The organism is Massilia sp. NBRC 108631, assembly GCF_059704565.1.
Map to the genome: position 1 here is coordinate 1 of NZ_BAAKJE010000219.1, position 21,264 is coordinate 21,264.

A 21,264-nucleotide genomic window follows, 5' to 3' on the forward strand; every position below is an offset into this window, starting at 1 on the left:
GGCCTTGCTGCTCAGAATATCCATGTTCTCTTTGTCTCCGTCGTACGTGAAAAAGGGGCGTGAAAAAAGGCGCCGGGGTTGTGCCGCGGCGCCTTCAGTTAGCTATCAGCGATGCTTATACGCGTTCGATGATACCAGCCGCGCCCATGCCTGCGCCTACGCACATGGTGACCATGCCGTATTTGAGGCTGTTGCGGCGCAGCGCGTGCACCACGGTTGCGGCGCGGATAGCGCCAGTGGCACCCAGCGGGTGGCCGAGGGCGATTGCGCCGCCCATCGGATTGACCTTGGAGGTATCCAGGTTCAGGTCGCGGATCACAGCCAGCGCTTGCGCTGCGAACGCTTCGTTCAGTTCGATCCAGTCCAGCTGGTCCTGGGTGATGCCGGCAGCTTTCAGTGCTGCTGGAATCGCCACTTTAGGACCGATGCCCATGATTTCCGGCGGCACGCCGCGCACGGCAAACGAGGAGAACTTGGCCAGCGGGGTCAGGTTGTGCTCGCGCAGGATCTTTTCCGACACCACGATCAGCGCGCCGGCGCCGTCCGACATCTGCGACGAGGTGGCGGCGGTGACGGTGCCCTTGGCGGCGAAGACCGGCTTCAGCTTGCCCATGGTTTCCATGCTGGCGTCGGCGCGCGCGCCTTCGTCCTTGTCGACCACGCGCTTGGAGACCTTGATCTCGCCGGTGTGCAGGTCCGGGGTGCGGGTGATGATTTCAACCGGGGTGGTCTCATCCTTGAAGAAACCGGCTTGCTGCGCGGCAATGGCCTTGCGGTGCGATTCCACGCCGAACGCGTCCTGGTCTTCGCGCGAGATTTTCCACTGTTGCGCCACTTTCTCGGCGGTCAGGCCCATGCCGTACGCCAGGCCGATGTTCTCGTCCTTGAAGGTGTCCATGTTGATCGACGGGTGGTGGCCCATCATCGGCACCATGGACATCGATTCCACGCCGCCGGCGATCATCACGTCGGCTTCGCCAACACGGATGCGGTCCGCAGCCATGGCCAGGGCGGTGATGCCCGAGGCGCAGTAGCGGTTAACGGTGACGCCGCCCACGGTGTTCGGCAGGCCGGCCAGCACCACCGAGTTGCGGGCGATGTTGAAGCCCTGCTCGGCTTCCGGGAAGGAGCAGCCGATGATGGCGTCGACGATCAGCGCCGGGTCCAGGCCAGGCACGGCGGCCATGGCGCCCTTGATGGCGGCGACCAGCAGGTCGTCCGGGCGGGTCTTGTTGAACATGCCGCGCGGCGCCTTGCCGATCGGGGTGCGGGTCGCTGCGACGATGTATGCGTCTTGAAGTTGTTTGCTCATTTTCTGCTTTCGAATATTGTGTGATCGATTAGCCGTCAGTCTTTAGCGCTGGTCTCAGCGCTTGGCCGAGAGATACCAGTCCACCTGTACTTGCGCCGCCAGGGTGCCGTGCTCGTCGTGGATGTCCACATCCACCGGGAAGGCCACCTTGCCCTCCGCCGCCAGCTGCGCCTTGAGCGCGGCCAGGTCGCCCGGCACGCGGCCGCTGGCGCGCGTGGCGCCCTTGGCCAGCTTCTGGTACTGGATGCGCGACTCCTTGGCCACCGGCCGCATGTCGGCGATCAGCTCGGCGAAGCCGCCCGCCATGGCCGCGCCGGAGGCCGTTTCGGCCAGCGTGAACAGAGCGCCGGCGTGCGGCGTGCCGAGGTGGTTGTGCAGCTTCGCGTCGTCCGGCATGGACACCTCGGAGGTGCCGCTGCCGATGCTGTCGATGCGGATGCCGAGCAGCCGCACCATCGGCAGGGTGTCCATCATTTGCTGCTTGATGCGGTCATAAACCATGCTCGGTTTCACTTTCAACAGGACTTTGAAGGCCAGTGACAGGAAGGACATCGGGGCTGTTTAGTTGCGTACCGGCTTACCGGTTTGCAGCATGCCCATGATGCGCTCTTGCGACTTCGGATTGTTCAGCAGCTCCAGGAAGGCTTTGCGTTCCATGTCCAGCAGCCACTGCTCGCTCACCACGCTGCCCTGGTCGATGTCGCCGCCGGACACGATTTCAGCAATCATGTCGCCCAGCTTGAAGTCGTGCGCCGAGATGAAGCCGCCGTCGCGCATGTTGACCAGCTGGCCCTTGATGGTGGCCCAGCCGTAGCGGCCGGTCACGGTCACGGGACGCTGGATCGGCGCGCGGTAGCCCGCGTCGAACATGGCGCGCGCGGTCACTTTGGCCACGTGCAGCAGTTCGTACGGGTTGAACACGATCACGTCGTCTTCCTTCAGGTAGCCCATGGCCTTCGCTTCCAGCGCGGACTTCGATACTTGCGCGGTGGCGGCGTTGGTGAAGCCGGTCTTGAGGAATTGCAGGATGTCGTTGCCCTTGGCTTCCTTGAAGGCGCGTACCGCCGCTTCTTTCAGGCCGCCGCCGGCGGGAATCAGGCCCACGCCCACTTCCACCAGGCCGATGTAGGACTCGATCGAGGCCACGCGCTTCGACGCGTGCAGCGCCATTTCGCAGCCGCCGCCCAGCGCCAGGCCCGCAACGGCCGCAACCACCGGCACGTTGGAGTACTTCATGGCCTGGAAGGTGTCCTGCAGTTCCTTGATGATGGGGTCCACCGCTTTCGCGCCGCCCTGCATGAACGCAGGCAGTGCCGATTGCAGGTCGGCGCCGGCCGAGAATGCGCCGCCGTCGGCCGCGTCCGCGCTCCAGATCACCAGGCCCTTGAAGTTCTTGCCGGCTTCTTCCAGGCCCATTTTCAGGCCCTTGATCACGCCGTCGCCGATCACGTGCATCTTGGTCTTGAGCGAGATCACCAATACGTCGTCGCCGGAGTGCCACAGGCGCACCGAGTCGTCCTCGAACACGGTGGTGCCGGCCTTGGTGCCGTCGATGGCGCCGCTGCCGAACAGGCCGGCGCGGAATTCCTGGCGCTTGTACACGTCCAGGGTCGAGCGCGGCACGTAGCTGTTCGATGCTGCCGAGTAGGAGCCTTCAGGGGTGTGCACGCCCTTCTCCGCCACCTGGCCTTCGAATACCCATGCCGGCAGCGGTTCGCTGCACAATGCCTGGCCGGCGTCGATGTCGGCTTTCACCCACTCGGCGATCTGGGTCCAGCCTGCGGCCTGCCAGGTTTCGAACGGGCCCGATTTCCAGCCGAAGCCCCAGCGCAGCGCGAAGTCGATGTCGCGCGCGTTGTCGGCGATGTCCTTCATGTGCACGGCGATGTAGTGGAACATGTCGCGGAAGATCGCCCACAGGAACTGGCCTTGCGGGTTGGTCGATTCGCGCAGCGCCTTCATCTTCTTGACCGGATCCTTTTCCTTCAGGATGCGGGCGATGATGTCGGCTGCCTTGGCGCCGCCAGCGACGTATTCGCCGGTGGCGAAGTCCAGGCGCATGATGTCCTTGCCCACCTTCTTGTAGAAGCCGGCGCCGGTCTTCGAACCCAGCGTGCCTTTTTCCACCAGCTTGCTCAGCACTTCAGGCGTCTTGTAGATGGCCGCGAACGGATCGTTCGGCAGGTAGTCCTGCATGGTCTTGATCACATGGCCCATGGTGTCCAGGCCGACCACGTCCGCGGTGCGGAAGGTGCCGGAGCTGGCGCGGCCCAGCTTGGAGCCGGTCAGGTCGTCGACCACGTCCACCGACAGGCCGAATTTTTCGGCTTCGTGGATGGTGGCCATCATGCCGAACACGCCCACGCGGTTGGCGATGAAGTTCGGGGTGTCCTTGGCGCGTACCACGCCCTTGCCCAGGGCCGAGGTCAGGAAGGTTTCCAGCTGGTCCAGGATTTCCGGCTTGGTGTCGGTGGTCGGGATCAGTTCCACCAGGTGCATATAGCGCGGCGGGTTGAAGAAGTGCACGCCGCAGAAGCGCGCCTTCAGGTCTGCGTCGAAGCCTTCGGCCAGCTTGTTGATCGACAGGCCCGAGGTGTTGGAGGCGAAGATGGCGTTGGCGGCGATGTGCGGCGCGACCTTCTTGTACAGGTCATGCTTCCAGTCCATGCGCTCGGCGATCGCTTCGATGATCAGGTCGCAGCCGGCCAGCAGGTCCAGGTTGTCTTCGTAGTTGGCGACCTGGATCAGCTCGGCGTCGGCCTTGTCGCCGAACGGCGCAGGCGACATCTTCTTCAGGTTCTCGATGGCGCGCAGCACGATGCCGTTCTTCGGCGTGCCTTCCTTGCCCGGCAGGTCGAACAGCACGACCGGCACTTTGGCGTTGACGCAGTGGGCGGCGATCTGCGCGCCCATGACGCCGGCGCCCAGCACGGCTACTTTTTTAACGGTGAAATTGGTCATATCGGTCCTCTATGCTCTTAGAACAGGTCGGCGTCGAGCGCCATCAGGCTGGCGGCGCCGGAGCGTGCCTGGCGGATCAGGGTTGCGGTTTCCGGCTGCAGGCGGGCGAAGTAGAAGCGCGCCGTGGCCAGCTTGGCTTTGTAGAAGTTGTCGCCGGAGTCCTGCTTTTCCAGCGCGATCTTGGCCATCTGCGCGAAGAAGTAGCTGTACACCAGGTGGCCCACGACGCGCAGGTACGGCACGGCGGCCGCGCCCACTTCGTCCTGGTTCTGGAAGGCCTTCATGCCGATTTCCATGGTCAGCTTGCCGACTTTTTCGCCCAGGTCGCCCAGCGGGGTGATGAACTCGGACATCGCTTCGTCGGTGCCGTTTTCTTCCACGAAAGCGCGGATCTTGTCGCCGAACTTGCGCAGCTTGGCGCCGTTGTCCATCAGGATCTTGCGGCCCAGCAGGTCCAGCGACTGGATGGTGTTGGTGCCTTCGTAGATCAGGTTGATGCGCGCGTCGCGCACGTACTGCTCCATGCCCCATTCGGCAATGTAGCCGTGGCCGCCGTACACCTGCATCGCTTCCGAGGTGGCGATCCAGCCGTTGTCGGTGATGAAGGCCTTGACGATAGGGGTCAGCAGCGCCACTTCGTCGGCCGCTTCCTTACGCACTTCTTCGTCCGGATGGTTCAGTTCGCGGTCGATCTGCAGCGCGATGTAGGACGTGAAGGCGCGCGCGCCTTCGGCGTAGGCCTTGCAGGTCAGCAGCATGCGGCGCACGTCAGGGTGCACGATGATCGGGTCGGCTTGCTTGTCCGGTGCCTTGACACCCGACAGGGAGCGCATCTGGATGCGGTCCTTGGCGTAGGTCAGCGCGTTCTGGTAGGCGATCTCGGTCAGGCCCAGCGACTGCATGCCCACGCCCAGGCGGGCCGCGTTCATGAACACGAACATGGCGTTCAGGCCCTTGTTCGGCTGGCCGATGATCCAGCCCTTGGCGCCGTCCAGGTTCATCTGGCAGGTCGAGTTGCCGTGGATGCCCATCTTTTCTTCGATGGCGCCACAGGTGATCGGGTTGCGCGCGCCGACGCTGCCGTCCGCGTTCGGCAGGAATTTCGGCACCAGGAACAGCGAGATGCCTTTCGAGCCTTCCGGCGCATCCGGCACGCGGGCCAGCACCAGGTGCAGGATGTTGTCGGACATGTCGTGCTCGCCGGCCGAAATGAAGATCTTGTTGCCGGTGATGGTCCAGGAGCCGTCCGCTTCAGGGATGGCTTTCGAGCGCAGCATGCCCAGGTCGGTGCCGCAGTGCGGCTCGGTCAGGCACATGGTGCCGGTCCATTCGCCCGACACCAGCTTCGGCAGGTACAGGCGCTTCTGTTCGTCGGTGCCGTGTTCTTTCAGGCACTCGTAGGCGCCGTGCGACAGGCCGGGGTACATGGTCCAGGCCTGGTTCGACGAGTTCAGCATCTCGTAGAAGGAGTTGTTCAGCACGACAGGCAGGCCCTGGCCGCCGTACTCCGGATCGCAGGCCAGCGCGGCCCAGCCGCCTTCAACGTACTGCTTGTAGGCTTCCTTGAAGCCTTTCGGAGTGGTCACGGTCTTGTTGACCGGATCATGGGTGCAGCCTTCGCGGTCGCCCGAGTGGTTCAGCGGGAACAGCACTTCGGAGGTGAATTTCGCGCCTTCGTCCAGCACCGCGTTGATGATGTCGGCGTCGGTTTCCGCGTGGGCCGGCAGTTCTTTCAGCTGCTCTTCAACCTTCAAGAACTCGTGCAGCACGAATTGCATATCCCGGATTGGTGCGACGTATTGACCCATGATTTTCTCCTGATGGCGTAAGACTAAATATTAGTAAAAGCGCGCCGCGGCGGACCGTGGCTGCTCGTGCATTCCATGCACCCAGCCGAGGCTAGGTGCGGTAGTTTTCAATCAAGCGCGTAAAGCCGGTGCGGGCCCGTTCCACGCTGCCCGGCGTGCGCAGGAAGCGCGCGTCGTGGTGCACCGCGAGGATCAGGCCGTACATCTCGTACACCAGCTGCTGCGCGTCGGTGTCCTGCTTCAGGTCGCCGGTGTCGATGGCTTGCTGCACGCTGCGCACCAGTGCGCTCTGCCAGGCCGACACCATGCCCACCAGTTCCTCGCGGATCGGGCCGGGGCGGTCGTCGTATTCGACGGCGCCGCTGATGTAGATGCAGCCCGAGGCGATCTCTTCGCTCACGCGCGAGATCCAGCGCGCGAACATCGCACGCAGGCGCGGCAAACCGCGCGGTTCCTTAATGCTGGGGAAGAACACTTCCTGCTCGAAACGGTGGTGATACAGTTTCAGCACTTCCAGCTGCAAGTCCTCGCGCGAACCGAAGTGGGCGAACACGCCCGACTTGCTCATGTTCATCTTGTCCGCAAGCAAGCCAATGGTCAGGCCTTCCAGACCATCCCGGCTGGCCAGTTCCAGCGCCATATCCAGGATGGCTGCGCGGGTCAGCTCGCCCTTGCGCATAAATTTGATTGAAGTATTAATAGTTGCCACTCAAAGTTGTAGTCCAGGTCAGGGAGTTCTATTTTCTCCCACCTGGATTTTCTTCGTGTGAAAAGAATTGCGAACGCTCGTACTATTATCCAGCGAGGGGTAAATGTCAAACGGCTTCGTTAGAGGCGGCGTTCTATTGGTGCGCCGCAGCAAGAAAAAAGGAGCCGCAGCTCCTTGTTTGGTGTCACTCGTCGTGGAAACGCCCCAGTTGACGGCGGTCGCGCTTGGTGGGGCGGCCCTTGAAGTCCGCGCCCGGTTCGTGAAACAGTTTGCGGCGCTCGTGTTCCGCAATGCGGCGCGCGATGCTGGCCTCGCTCTCCTGGTACAGCAGGCGTGCCACCGGGGCGCCGCCGCGCTTGTCTGAAATCCCCAACACCTGCACTTCCCACTCGTCCGAGCCGTTGTCGATGGCCAGCTTGTCGCCCACCCGCACGGCGCGCGCCGGCTTGACGCGCTCGCCGTCCAGCTTCACCTTGCCGGTTTCCACCGCGTCCGAGGCCAGCGAACGGGTCTTGAAGAAACGGGCCGCCCACAGCCATTTGTCGATGCGCACGTTTTCCATTATGCGTACTTCCCAGAAGCAAAAATTCTCATCAATATCAGATAGAAGAAGAAGGCGGCCTCGTAGCCGATGCGGCGCACGCGGCCCACGTGGGCGAAGTCTTCGGCGTGGATCACCACGCCATCGGCGATGCCCTGCTCGATGTGTTCGCGCAGGCTGCGGGCAAATTCCGCATCCTTGATGACCACGTTGGCTTCCTGGTTCAGGAACAGGCTCAGGCCGTCCACATTGCTGGAGCCCACCGTGGCCCAGTCGTCGTCGATGACGGCCACCTTGGCGTGCAGCTGGGTCTTGCGGTATTCCACCACTTTGACGCCGGCCGCCAGCAGCTTGGGGTAGAAGGAGTGCGCCACCGCGTCCTGCAGCCAGATCTCGCCCACGCCGATCAGCAGCACCACGTCCACGCCGCGCTGGGCGGCGCGCGCCAGCGCGTGGCGGAACTTGCGCCCGGGCGCGAAGTAGGGGTTGGCGATCAGCACGCTCTTCTTGGCGCGCCCCAGCGCCTGCAGGTAGGCGCGCTGGATGGTGGCGCGGTTGCGCAGGTTGTCGCGCACCACGAAGCCGGCTTGCACCGTGCTCTGGCGGGCGATCTTGTTCACCTTGCGCATTTCGTTGTACAGGCCGATACGCTTGATGATGCTCATCTTGCCCAGGCGCTGCCACTGGGTCTGCGCTTCCTGGTGGATGGAGGTCACCAGCGGACCGCGCACGGCCACCGCGAAGTCCCAGCGCGGCGCGGCCAGGCACACATCCGGCTTGGTGTCGCAGAACATGTCGTCGTTGATATTGATGCCGCCCACGAAGGCCACCTCGCGGTCCACCACACAGATCTTGCGGTGGGTGCGCGTCACGCCGCGCTTGAACCAGGGGTTGAAGATGCGGTGCTCGACGCCGGCCGCGACCAGTTGCTCGTGCATGCGGTAGACCTGGCGGTGGCCGGTGCCGAACCAGTCGGTAATCATGCGCACCGTCACACCGCGCTGGGCGGCCCGCATCAGTGCGCCCAGCACGGATTGGCCGGTATCGTCGCCGGCGAAGATATAGGTTTCGAAGTAGACCTCGTACTGCGCCGCGTCGATCGCCTCCCTCAGGGCCGGGAAGTAATCGGTACCGCAATGCAGGAGCTTGACTTCGTTGTCGGCGATGAAATTGACTGAGCGCATACGGCGTCAGTTTAACCCCAGAGTCGCGACGATGGGAGAGTGGTCCGACAAGCGTGCCCACTCGGGTCCGTGCAGCACTTGCGCGGTCTCGACGCTGAAGCCGCGCACATAGATGCGGTCCAGCCGGAACACAGGCAAGGCGGCCGGGAAGGTGCGGGCCGGATGCAGGGCCGCCTTGCGCCGCGCCAGAGTACGGACCAGGTCGCCCAGCGCGGAGGGCGGGCGGATCTCATCGAAGACCTCCACCACTCCCAGCGCCTTGCGCAGTGTGGCGCTCAGGGTGTTGCGCCAGTCGTTGAAATCGCCGGCGATGATCACCGGCTCGTTGTCGGGTGCGGTCTCCTTGACCGCGTCGATCAGCGCCTGGGTCTGGCGCGTGCGGCCAGCCTCGAACAGGCCCAGGTGCACCACATAGCAGTGCACCGGCGTGCTCGGCGTATCGATAATGCAGTGCAGGATGCCGCGCGCCTCGTAGGCGTGGTCCGAGATGTCGGTATTGGTCCACTTGGCGATGGGGAAGTTGCTCAGCAGCGCGTTGCCGTGGTGGCCGTGGTCGTACTTGGCGTTCATGCCGTAGACAGAATGGCGGCCGTCGCCGAAGAACTCGTGCTGCGCGGTGGTGGGCCAGTGGCGGTGGCCGTGCAGCTCCTCGCCGAACTTTTCCGCGATGCGGTCGTGCTTGCCCTGCACTTCCTGCAGGAACACCACGTCCGCATCGAACTTGCCGATGGCCTGTTTGAGCGCGTGCACGCGCGGCTGAGAGCGGTACGACACGCCCTTGTGGATGTTATAGGTGGCGACTCGGATCTTCATGGGAATGATTCTACTCCCAACAGTCCGCTTGCCGCACGGCTAATGTTTTCTTCCAGTCTCTGTGCGGCGGCGCACAGACGTAGTGATGGCCTGGGGCACGCTATTTACGGCCCGGACAGGGAACACCGAATAGTGATTGATGAAATGGACCGCAATCTACTTCAGGACCGCTTGATCGGCATGCCGGTCGCCGCAAGCGGCGAGCAGATGCGCCACGCTGACGTCCTCGTCCAACGCTTCCCAATGCAGCCCGAGCACACTGATCAGATAGTCCGACCGCTGTTCGGCAGACGCCCGCTGCAGACGCGGAAAGCGCGCCAAGGGGACGCTCAGCGTGCGCTCGTCGTCCAATAGCACTGCATCGATTCGCCCTGGAAGGGCACACTCACTGCTCTGGGTTCATTCATGAAAGAACTCTATCCAACTCTTCGACAACCTCCAGGCAGTCGCCAGAATTTTGCCACAGCGTTGCCGTGCCTGACGTGAACGTGCGCTGGCTCGCGCGGCGTGCCTTCGCTTGAGAAAAAGAAGAAAACATAGCCCTTGTAGCGCAACACTGCTGGCATGCCAAGCGCCGCGAGGACGCAAGCTTTCATGCTACGCCAGCAGCGGCTGTATCAATTGCGGAGAGTCCTATCATTGAACAGCAGGTACCAGAACAAGGCAGTTTCATGGGCGGTGCCGGGATGGGTGGCGTAGAGGCTGCGGTCGAAGCCGCGCAGCTGGTAGCCGTGGCGGGCGTACAGGCGGCAGGCGGGGACGTTGCTGTCCTGGGTTTCAAGCATGATGCCGGGCAGGCCTCGCCCGCGCGCCCACGCCTCCGCGTGCGCCAGCAAGGCGCTGCCGACGCCAAGGCGGCGCGCACCGGCGTCAACCAGGATGTCGTCGATGACGGCCAGGCCGTTCCAGCCGGTGGAGAGCAGCAGCAAGCCGCAGGGCTTGCCTGCCGCGTAGGCGAGGAAGGCGGCACTGTCGGCGCTGCCGAGGTATTCGGCCGGCAGCGGAGCGCTGGCCCCGCCGCGGTCGCTGTCTGCGCGGTCGAGCTCGCGGTAGTCCTTGCGGTAGGGCGGCACCGGCATGGCTTGCCAGGTGATGGCGTCCGGCGTGGCGCTCAGCAACAGGCGTTCGGCGATGGTGAAGGAGCCGTCCAGCGCGGCAGCGTCGGGCGCGTTGCGGGCATCGGCGGCAAGGATGGCGATCGCGGGCGCGGTCATGGGCGGCTCATCGGCGCTCATCAGCGGCTCGCGGGAAGCTCATAGGAGGCTTGTGGGAGGCTTATAGGCGGCTCCTTGGGGCGCATGGGAGTGGTGACTTGCCGGCTGGCGGGTCAGGCGCCGCGCAGCGAGGCCTGCTGGTGCGGCAGCTGCAGCACGGCTTCGGCGTTGGAGGACGAGAAGCACTGGTCGGCGGCTTCCAGGTAGGGCAGCCACACATATTGCGTGTGCTCGCGCGGGCTGAGCAGGATGGGGATGTCGCGCGGCACCTGCACGCTGAACACGTGCTCGGTGTTGTGCGTCACGCCCGGCGCATAACGGTGGCGCCAGATGGGGTAGATTTCGTAGACGTTGGACAGCCGCCAGTCGCGCAGCGCGATGGTGTCGCCGTCGGCGACGATGCCGGTTTCCTCGAACAGCTCGCGCGTGGCGGTCGCCAGCAGCGGCTCGTCCGGCGCGTCCAGCGAGCCGGTGACGGATTGCCAGAAGCCGGGATTGCCGGCCCGCTCGATCAGCAGCACTTGCAGCTCGGCCGTGTGGATCACCACCAGCACCGATTCAGGGATCTTGTAAGGCTTCATAGTTCCGATAAAAGAAAAGGCGCCGCGGCGCCTTTTCCATTGCTACATTAGCCGGCCACCTTCGGCTCGGCGGCGCGCAGGCGGATATGCAGCTCTTTCAGCTGCTTCTCGTCCACTTCCGATGGAGCGTGGGTCAGCAAGTCTTGCGCACGCTGGGTTTTCGGGAAGGCGATCACGTCGCGGATCGAATCGGACTTGGTCATCAGGGTCACGATACGGTCCAGGCCGAATGCCAGGCCGCCGTGCGGAGGCGCGCCGTATTGCAGCGCATCCAGCAGGAAGCCGAACTTCAGGCGCGCTTCGTCGGCGTCGATCTTCAGCGCGCGGAACACTTTCGATTGCACTTCTTCGCGGTGGATACGGATCGAACCGCCGCCCAGTTCCCAGCCGTTCAGCACCATGTCGTAGGCCTTGGCGATGCAGGCGCCCGGATTGGTTTCCAGCATGTCCTCGTGGCCGTCTTTCGGCGCGGTGAACGGGTGGTGGGTCGCGGTCCAGCGGTCGGCTTCTTCGTCGTATTCAAACATCGGGAAGTCGATCACCCACAGCGGCGACCAGACGTCGTCGAACAGGCCGGCTTTCTTGCCGAACTCGGAGTGGCCGATCTTCACGCGCAGCGCGCCGATGGCGTCGTTCACGACTTTCGCTTTGTCGGCGCCGAAGAAGATCAGGTCGCCGTCCTGCGCGCCCGTCAGTTCCAGGATCTTGGCCAGGGTGGCGTCGTCGATGGTCTTGACGATAGGCGATTGCAGGCCGTCGCGGCCTTTCGCTTTTTCGTTGACCTTGATGTAGGCCAGGCCCTTGGCGCCGTAGATGGCCACGAACTGGGTGTAGGCGTCGATTTCCGAACGCGGCATCGAGCCGCCTTGCGGCACGCGCATGCCGACCACGCGGCCGTTAGGCATGTTGGCGGCGGCGTTGAAGATCTTGAACTCGACGTTCTTCACCACCTCGGTCAGTTCGGTGAACTCCAGCTTGACGCGCATGTCCGGCTTGTCCGAACCGTACTTGCCCATGGCTTCGGAGAAGTTCATCACCGGGAACGGGTTCGGCAGGTCCACTTCCATGGTGTTCTTGAACACCAGGCGGATCATGTCTTCGAACAGGTCGCGGATCTCCTGTTCGGTCAGGAACGAGGTTTCGCAGTCGATCTGGGTGAATTCAGGCTGGCGGTCGGCGCGCAGGTCCTCGTCGCGGAAGCACTTGGTGATCTGGTAGTAGCGGTCGAAGTTGGCCACCATCAGCAGCTGCTTGAACAGCTGCGGCGACTGCGGCAGTGCGAAGAAGTTGCCGGCGTTCACACGCGACGGCACCAGGTAGTCGCGCGCGCCTTCCGGGGTGGACTTGGTCAGCATCGGGGTTTCGATGTCGATGAAGCCCAGCGCGTCCAGGTATTTGCGCACTTCCATCGTCACCTTGTAGCGCAGGCGCAGGTTGTTCTGCATCTGCGGACGGCGCAGGTCCAGCACGCGGTGGGTCAGGCGGGTGGTTTCGGACAGGTTGTCGTCGTCCAGCTGGAACGGAACTGCCACGGAGGGGTTCAGCACTTCCAGTTCGGAGCAGATCACTTCGATCTTGCCCGATTTCAGGTTGTTGTTGATGGTGCCGGCCAGGCGGTCCTTGACCACGCCGGTCACGCGCAGGCAGAACTCGTTGCGCACGGATTCGGCCGCCTTGAAGACTTCCGCCTGCTCCGGGTTGCAGACGATCTGAACCAGGCCTTCGCGGTCGCGCAGGTCGATGAAAATCACGCCGCCGTGGTCGCGGCGACGGTGTACCCAACCGCACAGGCTGACGGTTTGGCCGAGCTGGGCTTCAGTGGTGAGGCCGCAGTAGTGAGTGCGCATAGACATGGTTATTTCTCAGTTCAGGTTAATTTGGTTCATTCGGGCGCAACCACGCCCATGGAAACGATGTACTTCAGGGCGGCATCGACGCTCATATCGAGCTCGATAACATCTTTTTTGGCCAACATCAGGAAGAATCCCGAGGTCGGGTTCGGCGTGGTGGGCACGTACACGCTGACGTACTCGCCCTCCAGGTGCTGCTTCACATCGCCGCCCGGCACGCCGGTCAGGAAAGCGATGGTGCGCGAATTCTGGTGCGGATACGGGATCAGCACGGCCTTGCGGAAGGCGTTGCCCGACGACGAAAACAGCGTGTCCGACACTTGCTTGACGCTGCCGTACAGCGAGCTGACCACCGGGATGCGGTGCAGCAGCTTTTCCCACATGCGCACGATGTAGTTGCCGACCAGGTTGTTGGTCAGCAAGCCGGTCAGGAACACGATCAGCACGGTCAGGATCGTGCCCAGGCCGGGAATGTCGAAACCGAACAGGGCTTTCGGACGGTACTGCGCCGGCACCAGCAGCAGCGACTGGTCCATGGTGCTGATCACCAGGTTCAGCACCCAGGCGGTGATCGCGATCGGAACCAGGATCAGCAGGCCGGTAATGAAATATTTGCGCATTGGATCAAGCCGAAGTGGTGGTGCTGGCCGGCGCGGCTGCGGGGGCGGCGGCCGTGCTGTCGGACTTGGCGTCGGGCTTGCCCTCCGGCTTGGCGTCGGCCGGTCCGGTGGCCACGCCGGTCGCAGGCGGCGTGCCGCCGCGGAAATCGGTGGCGTACCAGCCCGTACCCTTCAGCTGGAAACCGGCGGCGGTCAGCTGCTTCTTGAAGGTTGCCTTGCCGCACGTAGGGCAATCGGTCAGGACCGGATCGGACATCTTCTGCAAAACATCCTTGGCAAAGCCACAGTCGTCGCAGCGGTAAGCGTAGATCGGCATTCAATTACTCCGCAAAAATCATCAAAACCCTGAATTATAAAGCCTTTTCCGGCGCGTAATGCGAATTACAGCCGCCGCCAGGCCATCCAGCGCTCCTTGCCCGCGAAAACCGGCATGGAATCCAACACCGCCTCGTCGGCCACGCAGCGGAAATGCGGCGCGAGCAGGGCGTCCAGCGCCTCGCGCGCGATGCCGAAGGGCGGGCCCTTGGGGTTGTTGTCAAAGAAGAAATAGCCGGCCAGCAGCGCGCCGGACGGCAGCAGCTCGGCCCAGCGCGCCGCCACTGGCGGCCACATGGCGCGCGGCAAGGCGCACAGGAAGGCGCGCTCGTAGATCAGGTCCAGCGGCGCGGACGGCCGGTACTGGAAGAAATCCGCCTCCACCACCCTGCCCTGCCACTGCGGGCCGACAGCCTGGCGCGCGGCGGCCACGGCGGCCGGCGAAAAGTCGATGGCGGTGGCGTCCCAGCCCGCTTCGGACAGGAAGGCCAGTTCGTAGGCAGAGCCGCAGCCGGGTATCAATACGGTCGGCAAGCCGTGCAGTTCGGTGGCGAACTGGCGCAGGCGCTCGGGCACGCCGCCCCGGTCCCAGGGCGTGTAACCCTGGTCGAAGCGCTCGTCCCAGAAGGCCGGGTCGAGCGGGTCGCGCGAGGCGAACGCCGGGACCGGCGCCGGTGGCGGGGATGGCTGCGTCATAGCAGGCCGCGCCAGCGCATGTAAGCTTGCAGACCCAGCGCGCCGACCGCGAAGGCGCCGGCGAAATAGACCACGAAGCTGATCAGCCGGTTGGTGCGCTGCTGCTCGGCGATGAGCACGCGCAGCAGTTCATTGTTGGTGTTGTCCGGCTCGCCGGCCACGCTGAGCGCGCGGTGCATCAGGCGCGGCAGCTGCGGCAGCACGTGGGTGTAGCGCGGCGCCTCGGCCTTCAGGCGCTCCAGCATGCCCTGCCAGCCGACCTGCTCGGCCATCCAGTTTTCCAGGTAGGGCTTGGCGGTCTTCCACAGGTCCAGGTCCGGGTCCAGCTGGCGCCCCAGGCCTTCGATGTTGAGCAGGGTCTTTTGCAGCAGCACCAGCTGCGGCTGCACTTCCACGTTGAAGCGGCGCGAGGTCTGGAACAGGCGCAGCAGGATCTGGCCGAAGGAGATGTCTTTCAGCGGCCGGTCGAAGATCGGCTCGCAGCAGGCGCGCACCGCCGACTCCAGCTCGTCGACGCGGGTTTCCTTGGGCGCCCAGCCCGATTCGATGTGGGCCTCGGCCACACGCTTGTAGTCGCGCCGGAAGAAGGCCAGGAAGTTTTGCGACAGGTAATCCTTGTCGAAGTCGTTCAGGGTGCCGACGATGCCGAAGTCGAGCGCAATGTAGCGGCCGAAGGTGGCCGGGTCGATCGACACCAGGATGTTGCCGGGATGCATATCTGCATGGAAGAAGCCGTCGCGGAACACCTGGGTGAAGAAGATTTCCACGCCGTCGCTGGACAGTTTTTTCAAGTCCACACCGGCCTCCATCAAGCGGTCGATCTGCGACACGGGGATGCCGTGCATGCGCTCCATCACGATCACGCTGGACGAGCAATAGTCCCAGTACATTTCCGGCACCAGCAGCAAGTTGCCGTCGGCGAAGTTGCGCCGCAGCTGGCTGGCGTTGGCCGCCTCGCGCATCAGGTCCAGTTCGTCGTGCAGGTATTTGTCGAACTCGCCCACCACCTCTTTCGGCTTGAGGCGCTTGCTGTCGGCCCACAGGCGGCCGATCCAGTCGGCGGCGATATGCATCAACGCCACGTCCTCGTCGATCAGCTTCTTCATGCCCGGGCGCAGCACCTTGACGGCCACTTCCTTGCCGTCCTTCAGGACGGCGAAGTGCACCTGCGCGATCGAGGCCGACGCGACGGGGATGCGCTCGAAGCTGGCAAACAGGCGGTCCGGGTGGTCGCCCAGCGAACGCTGGATCTGGGCGATGGCCAGGTCCGAATCGAACGGCGGCACGCGGTCCTGCAGCAGCGCCAGCTCTTCCACGATGTCGAGCGGGATCAGGTCGCGCCGGGTGGACAGCACCTGGCCGAACTTGACGAAGATCGGCCCCAGCTCCTCCAGCGCCAGGCGCAGGCGCAGGCCGCGCGGCGCGGAGATGTCGCGCCAGAAGAAGAAGGTGTCGATCAGCTTGGCCGTGCGCGGCACGCGCAGGCCGGAGAAGGCGATTTCATCGAGTCCGTACTGGACGGCGACCCGCAGGATTTTCAGCAGGCGCAGGAATTTCAAGATCATGTATGGTCCCCGGCGCCCTGCGCCAGTTTCTTTTCCAGGTTGGCCAGGCGCTTGGCGAAGCGCTCGGTGTCGTCGCGCAGGCGGCGCACTTCCGCGCCGAACTGCTCGGTCACGGCCGGGCGTACCAGCAGCGGATTCTCTTCAAGGAAGTACTCGGCGGCGTTCTCGGCCAGCTTGCGCTGCCCGCTCTTGAGCGCCTCGAAGGCGGCCCTGGCGCCGCCCGCCAGGCGCGTGGCGGCCAGCGGGCCGACCAGCTTTTCCAGGTCATGTTCGGCCTCCCAGCGCAGCGATTTGGACAGCTGCGAGATGGCGTTGGCAAATTCGGCGTCGCCCTCGATCTGCACGTAGGAAAAGGCGCGCTCGCGGTTTTGCGCGATCAGCGGCAGGTCGGACAGCTTGAGGCGGATGGTGACATTGGCTGCGGCATCGGCCGGCGCGGCTTCCACCATGCCGTCGGCGGTCACGCCCAGGCGCAGCTCGACCGGCGCGGCGGCGATGCAGGCCATCTTGCCGGCGTGCAGGCGCAGGGCCGCGCGGGCCCACGGCTCCTGGGCCAGCAGATGGTTGATGGTGGCGGCGACGGGCGCCAGCGGTGTAGGCAGATTGGGTATGGTCGGTGAAGGCATGCGTGCAGGCGCTTAAAAAAACAAAACCGCCCAGTTTGCCTGGGCGGTCTTGATCTTACCAGTTTGCCGGGCGCTTGCCCGGCGTGGTGGCGAAAAAACGGGAACGCCAGCGCTTAGGCAAGCTGCTGGATGCCGGCCAGCAGCCAGCCGCCGTTGCCGGAAACCGGCTTGCTCAGGTTCCACACTTCGTGGAACGGCTCGGCCAGCGCGTCCGGCGCGGACTTGATCGAGCCCATGAACTTGACGCTGGCCAGGTAGTCCTTGCCGTCGTTCTCGATGCCCAGCAGCTCGGCGTCGATGGTGACCACGTCGGTGTAGTCGGCCTGGCCGTTGCGCTCGGCGATCTGCATCTTCAGCTCGGCGAACACTTCCGGGGTGGTGAATTCGCGGATGTCGGCCGAATCGCCCTTGTCCCAGGCCGCTTGCAGGCGGATGTAGTTGCTCTTGGCATGGCGCAGGAAGGACGCCGTGTCGAAGTCGGCCGGCACGCCCCAAGGGGTGTGGGCCGCAACAGGCGCCGCTTTATCCAGGTTCAGGCCGCCCGAGACCGGCTGCAGCGGCGGCAGGCCGGAGCCGATTTCCGGCGTACGGGCCATCGGCTGCTGTGGCTGAGGCTGCCATGCGCTGCCGCCATTGCCGCCGAAGCCGGCCGCTGCCGCGGCAGGACGCTGCGGCGACATGCGGCTGCGCACCAGGCGGAAGATCAGGTAGGCCGCGCCGGCGATCAGCGCGAACGTCAGCATGGTGCCGATCATGCTGGCCAGGGCGCCGCCCAGGCCGAAGTGCGACAGCAGGGCGCCCAGGCCGAGGCCCAGCAGCGCGCCGCCCAGGATGCCTTTCCAAGGGCTGGAAGGTTTCGGCGCGGCTGCCGGCGGCGTGGCTGCCGCGGCTGCGGGCGTGGCCTGGCGGGCCTGGGCCGGGGTCGGCGCAGGCTGGGCCGGCATCTTGCTCACGCTTTGGGACTGGCGTCCGATGGAGCGGCCGCCGCCCATGGGACGGGCGATCGCCTCGCCCAGCATGGCGGTGGCGGACAATGCCAGCACAGCGCTAACCAGAATCTTTTTCATGTTCATGATGTTTTCCCGCTTACAGTTTGATACCGGTGTGCAAAGCGGCCACACCCGCCGTCAGGTTGTAATACTGGACCCGCTCCAGTCCCGCATCCTGCATCATCGTTTTCAGGGTTTCCTGGTCGGGATGCATGCGGATCGATTCAGCCAGGTAACGGTAGCTTTCCGCGTCACCGGCAATTTTCTGTCCCAGCCAAGGCAGCACCGAGAACGAATACAGATCATACGGCTTTTGCAACGGTTCCGCGACTTTTGAGAATTCCAGCACCAGCAGCTTGCCGCCCGGCTTCAGCACGCGGCGCATTTCGGCCAGCGCCTGGTCCTTGTGCGTCATGTTGCGCAGGCCGAACGCCACGCTGACCCGGTCGAAATAATTGTCGGGGAACGGCAATTTTTCCGCGTCACACAGCAAGGTGGGGGTGACCAGGCCGCGATTCAAGAGGCGATCGCGGCCCACGCGCAGCATGGACTCATTAATATCGGTCAGCCACACCTCGCCGCTGGGGCCGGCCTGCTTGGCGAAAGCCTTGGCCAGGTCGCCGGTGCCGCCGGCGATGTCCAGGCATTTGAAACCGGGACGCACGGCCGCGTTGGCGATGGTAAACGTCTTCCACAGGCGATGCAGACCGGCCGACATCAGGTCGTTCATCACGTCGTACTTGGCGGCCACCGAGTGGAACACCTTGGCGACTTCCTTCACTTTATCGTCTTCGGAGACGGTCTTGTAGCCGAAATGGGTGGTATTGGTCATGGTCTGGGAAGCTGTGGATTTGCCTGCATTATACAAGCGCAGCAGGGAAAATCCCTCCGGAGCTTGATCTGGGTGGAGGCGGCCAGCCGTGGCGGTCCCAGGCTGGCAGCACTGGACAGGCAAAGGCGCGGTTTGCTCTCAGCGCGCAGAACCAGTTCTTGACAGAGGGAATCGCCATCGGCGTCCTTGCGGAACTATGGGTCTGTGGCGGCGGCCTGGCCGCATACCGCTGGATTTTCACGCGGGAAGATTGAGCAGTTCCGCGCGGCGGGATTGCAGGTACTGGCGCTCGACGGCGTTGCTGGCGAGCTCGCAGGCGCGGTCATAAGCGGCGATGGCGGCAGGGTCGCCCTGGCGGCGCAGCAGTTCGGCCTTGGCAGCGTGCAGGTAATGGAAACCGTCCAGCTGGCCCCCCTGCTCCAGCCTGGCAATCCAGGCCAGCCCCTGCGCCGGGCCGCCGGCCATGCCGAGCGCGACGGCGGCGTTCAACTCCACCACCGGCGTGGGCAGGTGGCGCAGCAGCGCGCCGTACAGGGCCGAGATCTGTGGCCAGTCGGTTTCCGCCGCGCCGGCAGCCTTGCTGTGCAGCGCCGCGATGGCGGCCTGGATCTGGTATGGGCCGGGCCGGCGCAGCGGCAAGGCCGCGTCCAGCAGCGCCAGGCCTTCGGCGATGGCGGCGCGGTCCCACAGGCTGCGGTCTTGCGTTTCCAGCGTCATCAACCCGCCGTCGGCCGAGGCGCGGGCGCCGCTGCGGGCGTGGGTCAGCAGCATCAGGGCCAGCAGACCCTGCACCTCGGCGTCGCGCGGCGCCAGCTCGGCCAGCAGGCGGCCCAGCCGGATCGCTTCGCGGCACAGGTCGGTACGCACCAGGCGCTGGCCGCTGGTGGCGCCGTAGCCTTCGTTGAACACCAGGTAGATCACTTGCAGCACCAGCGCCAGGCGCGCCGGCAGCTGGTCCGGCGCCGGCACGGCGAAGGGAATCTTCGCGTCGGCGATCTTGCGCTTGGCGCGCACCAGGCGCTGGGCGGTGGCCGCCTCGCTCTCGCAGTAGGCGCGCGCAATCTCGCGGGTGGACAGGCCGCACAGCGTGCGCAAGGCCAGCGCCGTCTGCGCGCCGGAGGCCAGGGCTGGGTGGCAGCAGATGAAGATCAGGCGCAGGCGGTCGTCGTCCACCGCCAGGCTGTAGCCGGCTGCCGAGAAGGCCGGCGCAGGGGCGCCAGCGCCGGCGCCGGCGCTACCGCTACCGTCCACGCGCGCGAAGCAGCCGTCGACGCCGGCGTCCGTGTCCGCGGCCGGCTCCTGCGCCAGCCGCGCCAGCGCTTCGCTGGAGTCGGGCAAGGTCCAGCCGGCGCGGCGCAGGTAGTCAAGGCCGGCGTTGCGGGCGACCGTGGTCAGCCAGGCCGCAGGGTTGGCGGGCAGGCCGTCGCGCGGCCAGCGCTCCAGCGCTTTGCCGTAGGCGTCCTGCAGCAAGTCCTCGGCCAGGCTGATGTCGCCGAAACGGCGTATCAGCCCGGCCAGCACCCTGCCGCCCTCGCGCCGGCACACCTCCTCCACCGCCCGCGTCAGCATGCTAGCGAGCTGAGCCGCATTTTCACCATCTCGGGGTCAGACCCCGAAGTTGGGAAAATGCGGCTCAGTCTGGTAAGGGCGCGCATGGGCTAGCCGTGGTTGATTTGCGGCCGCACTTCGATCGAGCCCTCGCCAGCGGAGGGGCATTTGGCGGCCCATTTGATGGCCTCGTCCAGGTTGGCGCAGTCGATCAGGTAGTAGCCGCCCAGCTGCTCCTTGGTTTCCGCGAACGGTCCGTCGGTGCAGGCAACTTTGCCGTCGCGCACGCGCACCGTGGTGGCGGTGTGCACCGGGGCCAGCTCGGAGCCGCCGCGCAGCACGCCGGCGGCGATCATTTCCTGCGTGTAGTCGCCGTAGGATTGCATCAGCTCTCCCAGCTGCTGCTCGCTCATGCCGCTGTAGAGTTTTTCGTCGGCGTAGATCAGGATCATGTATTCCATGTTGCTCTCCTTGAAAGTCGACCGGACATCCGGACCTCACCACGACGAACGGTTTTCGCAATATCGACAGGCGGCGCGCAAAAAAAAATCCCCGCGGCCGGCGGGGATCGGTGCTCAGTGCTTGTGGCCGCAGCCGTGCGCTTTGGGGGCGGACGGCAAGGCGGCGCCGGATGCGCGTCCGCTGTCGCCGTCGAAGCCGGCGGCGTGCAGGCGGTCCATGTAGTCGCGCCACAGCGGCTCCTGTTCGGCGCCCAGCTTGTACAGGTAGTCCCAGGTGAACAAGCCGGTGTTGTGGCCGTCCGAGAAGGTGGGCTGGACGGCGTAGTTGCCGACCGGTTCGATGCCGGCGATGCCGACTTCGCGCTTGCCGACCTGCAGTACTTCCTGCCCCGCCCCGTGTCCCTTCACTTCGGCCGACGGCGAGTACACGCGCAGCAGCTCGAATGGCAGGTTGAAGGTGGCGCCGTCGTCGAAACTGATTTCGAGGATGCGCGATTTGTTGTGGACGGTGAGGCCGGTGGGTTGTTTCATGATGACAGTTTCGCGATGATGGATGCACGTAACTGTACCAGCAACGCGCTGCGCGCGGCCAGCGCGGCCGGATCCGGCGCGCGCTGCGCCTCGCCCCAGGTGGGGTTC

23 protein-coding genes are annotated in these 21,264 nt (G+C 64.8%); all 23 read right to left on the reverse strand.

Going from position 1 to position 21,264, the window contains the following annotated elements:
• Positions 1-115: 115 nt before the first annotated feature.
• Positions 116-1,312, reverse strand: a complete 1,197-nt coding sequence (locus AC6H42_RS23660) for an acetyl-CoA C-acyltransferase (protein ID WP_057158261.1) — start codon at positions 1,310-1,312, stop codon at positions 116-118.
• A gap of 54 nt (positions 1,313-1,366) precedes the next feature.
• Positions 1,367-1,864, reverse strand: coding sequence for a PaaI family thioesterase (locus AC6H42_RS23665; protein WP_229418369.1), 498 nt, complete (start codon positions 1,862-1,864; stop codon positions 1,367-1,369).
• A 9-nt stretch (positions 1,865-1,873) separates the two neighbouring features.
• Complete coding sequence (locus AC6H42_RS23670) at positions 1,874-4,273, reverse strand: 3-hydroxyacyl-CoA dehydrogenase/enoyl-CoA hydratase family protein (protein WP_497549082.1); 2,400 nt, start codon at positions 4,271-4,273, stop codon at positions 1,874-1,876.
• Positions 4,274-4,290: 17 nt separating this feature from the next.
• Complete coding sequence (locus AC6H42_RS23675; RefSeq protein ID WP_057158263.1) at positions 4,291-6,081, reverse strand: acyl-CoA dehydrogenase C-terminal domain-containing protein; 1,791 nt, start codon at positions 6,079-6,081, stop codon at positions 4,291-4,293.
• Positions 6,082-6,172: 91 nt separating this feature from the next.
• On the reverse strand, positions 6,173-6,760 hold the full coding sequence (locus AC6H42_RS23680; protein ID WP_497549083.1) for a TetR/AcrR family transcriptional regulator: 588 nt from the start codon (positions 6,758-6,760) through the stop codon (positions 6,173-6,175).
• A 214-nt stretch (positions 6,761-6,974) separates the two neighbouring features.
• Positions 6,975-7,352 (reverse strand): RNA-binding S4 domain-containing protein, encoded by a 378-nt coding sequence (locus AC6H42_RS23685; RefSeq protein ID WP_497549084.1) that lies wholly within the window; start codon positions 7,350-7,352, stop codon positions 6,975-6,977.
• Positions 7,352-8,515 (reverse strand): cardiolipin synthase ClsB, encoded by a 1,164-nt coding sequence (clsB, locus tag AC6H42_RS23690; RefSeq protein WP_057158265.1) that lies wholly within the window; start codon positions 8,513-8,515, stop codon positions 7,352-7,354. Before clsB ends, AC6H42_RS23685 begins: the two co-directional genes overlap by 1 nt.
• 6 nt (positions 8,516-8,521) lie before the next feature.
• Complete coding sequence (locus AC6H42_RS23695) at positions 8,522-9,328, reverse strand: endonuclease/exonuclease/phosphatase family protein (RefSeq protein ID WP_057158266.1); 807 nt, start codon at positions 9,326-9,328, stop codon at positions 8,522-8,524.
• A 156-nt stretch (positions 9,329-9,484) separates the two neighbouring features.
• On the reverse strand, positions 9,485-9,685 hold the full coding sequence (locus AC6H42_RS23700; RefSeq protein ID WP_229418370.1) for a DUF2442 domain-containing protein: 201 nt from the start codon (positions 9,683-9,685) through the stop codon (positions 9,485-9,487).
• A gap of 59 nt (positions 9,686-9,744) precedes the next feature.
• Positions 9,745-9,924: a DUF4160 domain-containing protein gene (locus AC6H42_RS23705; protein WP_497549085.1), complete on the reverse strand. Its 180-nt coding sequence runs from the start codon at positions 9,922-9,924 to the stop codon at positions 9,745-9,747.
• A 21-nt stretch (positions 9,925-9,945) separates the two neighbouring features.
• Complete coding sequence (locus tag AC6H42_RS23710) at positions 9,946-10,563, reverse strand: GNAT family N-acetyltransferase (RefSeq protein WP_497549086.1); 618 nt, start codon at positions 10,561-10,563, stop codon at positions 9,946-9,948.
• A gap of 92 nt (positions 10,564-10,655) precedes the next feature.
• Positions 10,656-11,123 carry a dihydroneopterin triphosphate diphosphatase gene (nudB, locus tag AC6H42_RS23715; RefSeq protein ID WP_497549087.1) on the reverse strand — a complete coding sequence of 156 codons (468 nt, stop codon included), beginning with the start codon at positions 11,121-11,123 and terminating at the stop codon, positions 10,656-10,658.
• A 47-nt stretch (positions 11,124-11,170) separates the two neighbouring features.
• On the reverse strand, positions 11,171-12,976 hold the full coding sequence (gene aspS / locus AC6H42_RS23720; protein ID WP_057158270.1) for an aspartate--tRNA ligase: 1,806 nt from the start codon (positions 12,974-12,976) through the stop codon (positions 11,171-11,173).
• A gap of 29 nt (positions 12,977-13,005) precedes the next feature.
• Positions 13,006-13,593, reverse strand: a complete 588-nt coding sequence (locus tag AC6H42_RS23725; protein ID WP_057158271.1) for a DUF502 domain-containing protein — start codon at positions 13,591-13,593, stop codon at positions 13,006-13,008.
• Between the two features lie 4 nt (positions 13,594-13,597).
• Positions 13,598-13,909, reverse strand: a complete 312-nt coding sequence (locus tag AC6H42_RS23730) for an FmdB family zinc ribbon protein (protein ID WP_057158272.1) — start codon at positions 13,907-13,909, stop codon at positions 13,598-13,600.
• Positions 13,910-13,974: 65 nt separating this feature from the next.
• The gene (locus AC6H42_RS23735; RefSeq protein WP_497549088.1) at positions 13,975-14,604 is read right to left on the reverse strand and encodes a methyltransferase; all 630 of its coding nucleotides are present in this window, start codon (positions 14,602-14,604) and stop codon (positions 13,975-13,977) included.
• A complete protein-coding gene (ubiB, locus tag AC6H42_RS23740; RefSeq protein WP_057158274.1) occupies positions 14,601-16,169 on the reverse strand; it encodes a ubiquinone biosynthesis regulatory protein kinase UbiB in 1,569 nt (522 codons plus the stop codon). Before ubiB ends, AC6H42_RS23735 begins: the two co-directional genes overlap by 4 nt.
• The gene (locus AC6H42_RS23745; protein WP_497549089.1) at positions 16,166-16,795 is read right to left on the reverse strand and encodes a ubiquinone biosynthesis accessory factor UbiJ; all 630 of its coding nucleotides are present in this window, start codon (positions 16,793-16,795) and stop codon (positions 16,166-16,168) included. Before AC6H42_RS23745 ends, ubiB begins: the two co-directional genes overlap by 4 nt.
• Positions 16,796-16,908: 113 nt before the next feature.
• A complete protein-coding gene (locus AC6H42_RS23750; protein WP_057158276.1) occupies positions 16,909-17,868 on the reverse strand; it encodes a Tim44 domain-containing protein in 960 nt (319 codons plus the stop codon).
• 13 nt (positions 17,869-17,881) lie between these two features.
• Positions 17,882-18,616: a bifunctional demethylmenaquinone methyltransferase/2-methoxy-6-polyprenyl-1,4-benzoquinol methylase UbiE gene (ubiE, locus tag AC6H42_RS23755; protein WP_057158277.1), complete on the reverse strand. Its 735-nt coding sequence runs from the start codon at positions 18,614-18,616 to the stop codon at positions 17,882-17,884.
• 237 nt (positions 18,617-18,853) lie between these two features.
• On the reverse strand, positions 18,854-20,185 hold the full coding sequence (locus AC6H42_RS23760) for an RNA polymerase sigma factor (RefSeq protein WP_497549090.1): 1,332 nt from the start codon (positions 20,183-20,185) through the stop codon (positions 18,854-18,856).
• Between the two features lie 89 nt (positions 20,186-20,274).
• Positions 20,275-20,625, reverse strand: a complete 351-nt coding sequence (locus AC6H42_RS23765) for a YciI family protein (RefSeq protein WP_057158279.1) — start codon at positions 20,623-20,625, stop codon at positions 20,275-20,277.
• A gap of 114 nt (positions 20,626-20,739) precedes the next feature.
• Positions 20,740-21,156 (reverse strand): gamma-butyrobetaine hydroxylase family protein, encoded by a 417-nt coding sequence (locus AC6H42_RS23770; protein ID WP_497549091.1) that lies wholly within the window; start codon positions 21,154-21,156, stop codon positions 20,740-20,742.
• Between the last annotated feature and the right edge of the window lie 108 nt (positions 21,157-21,264).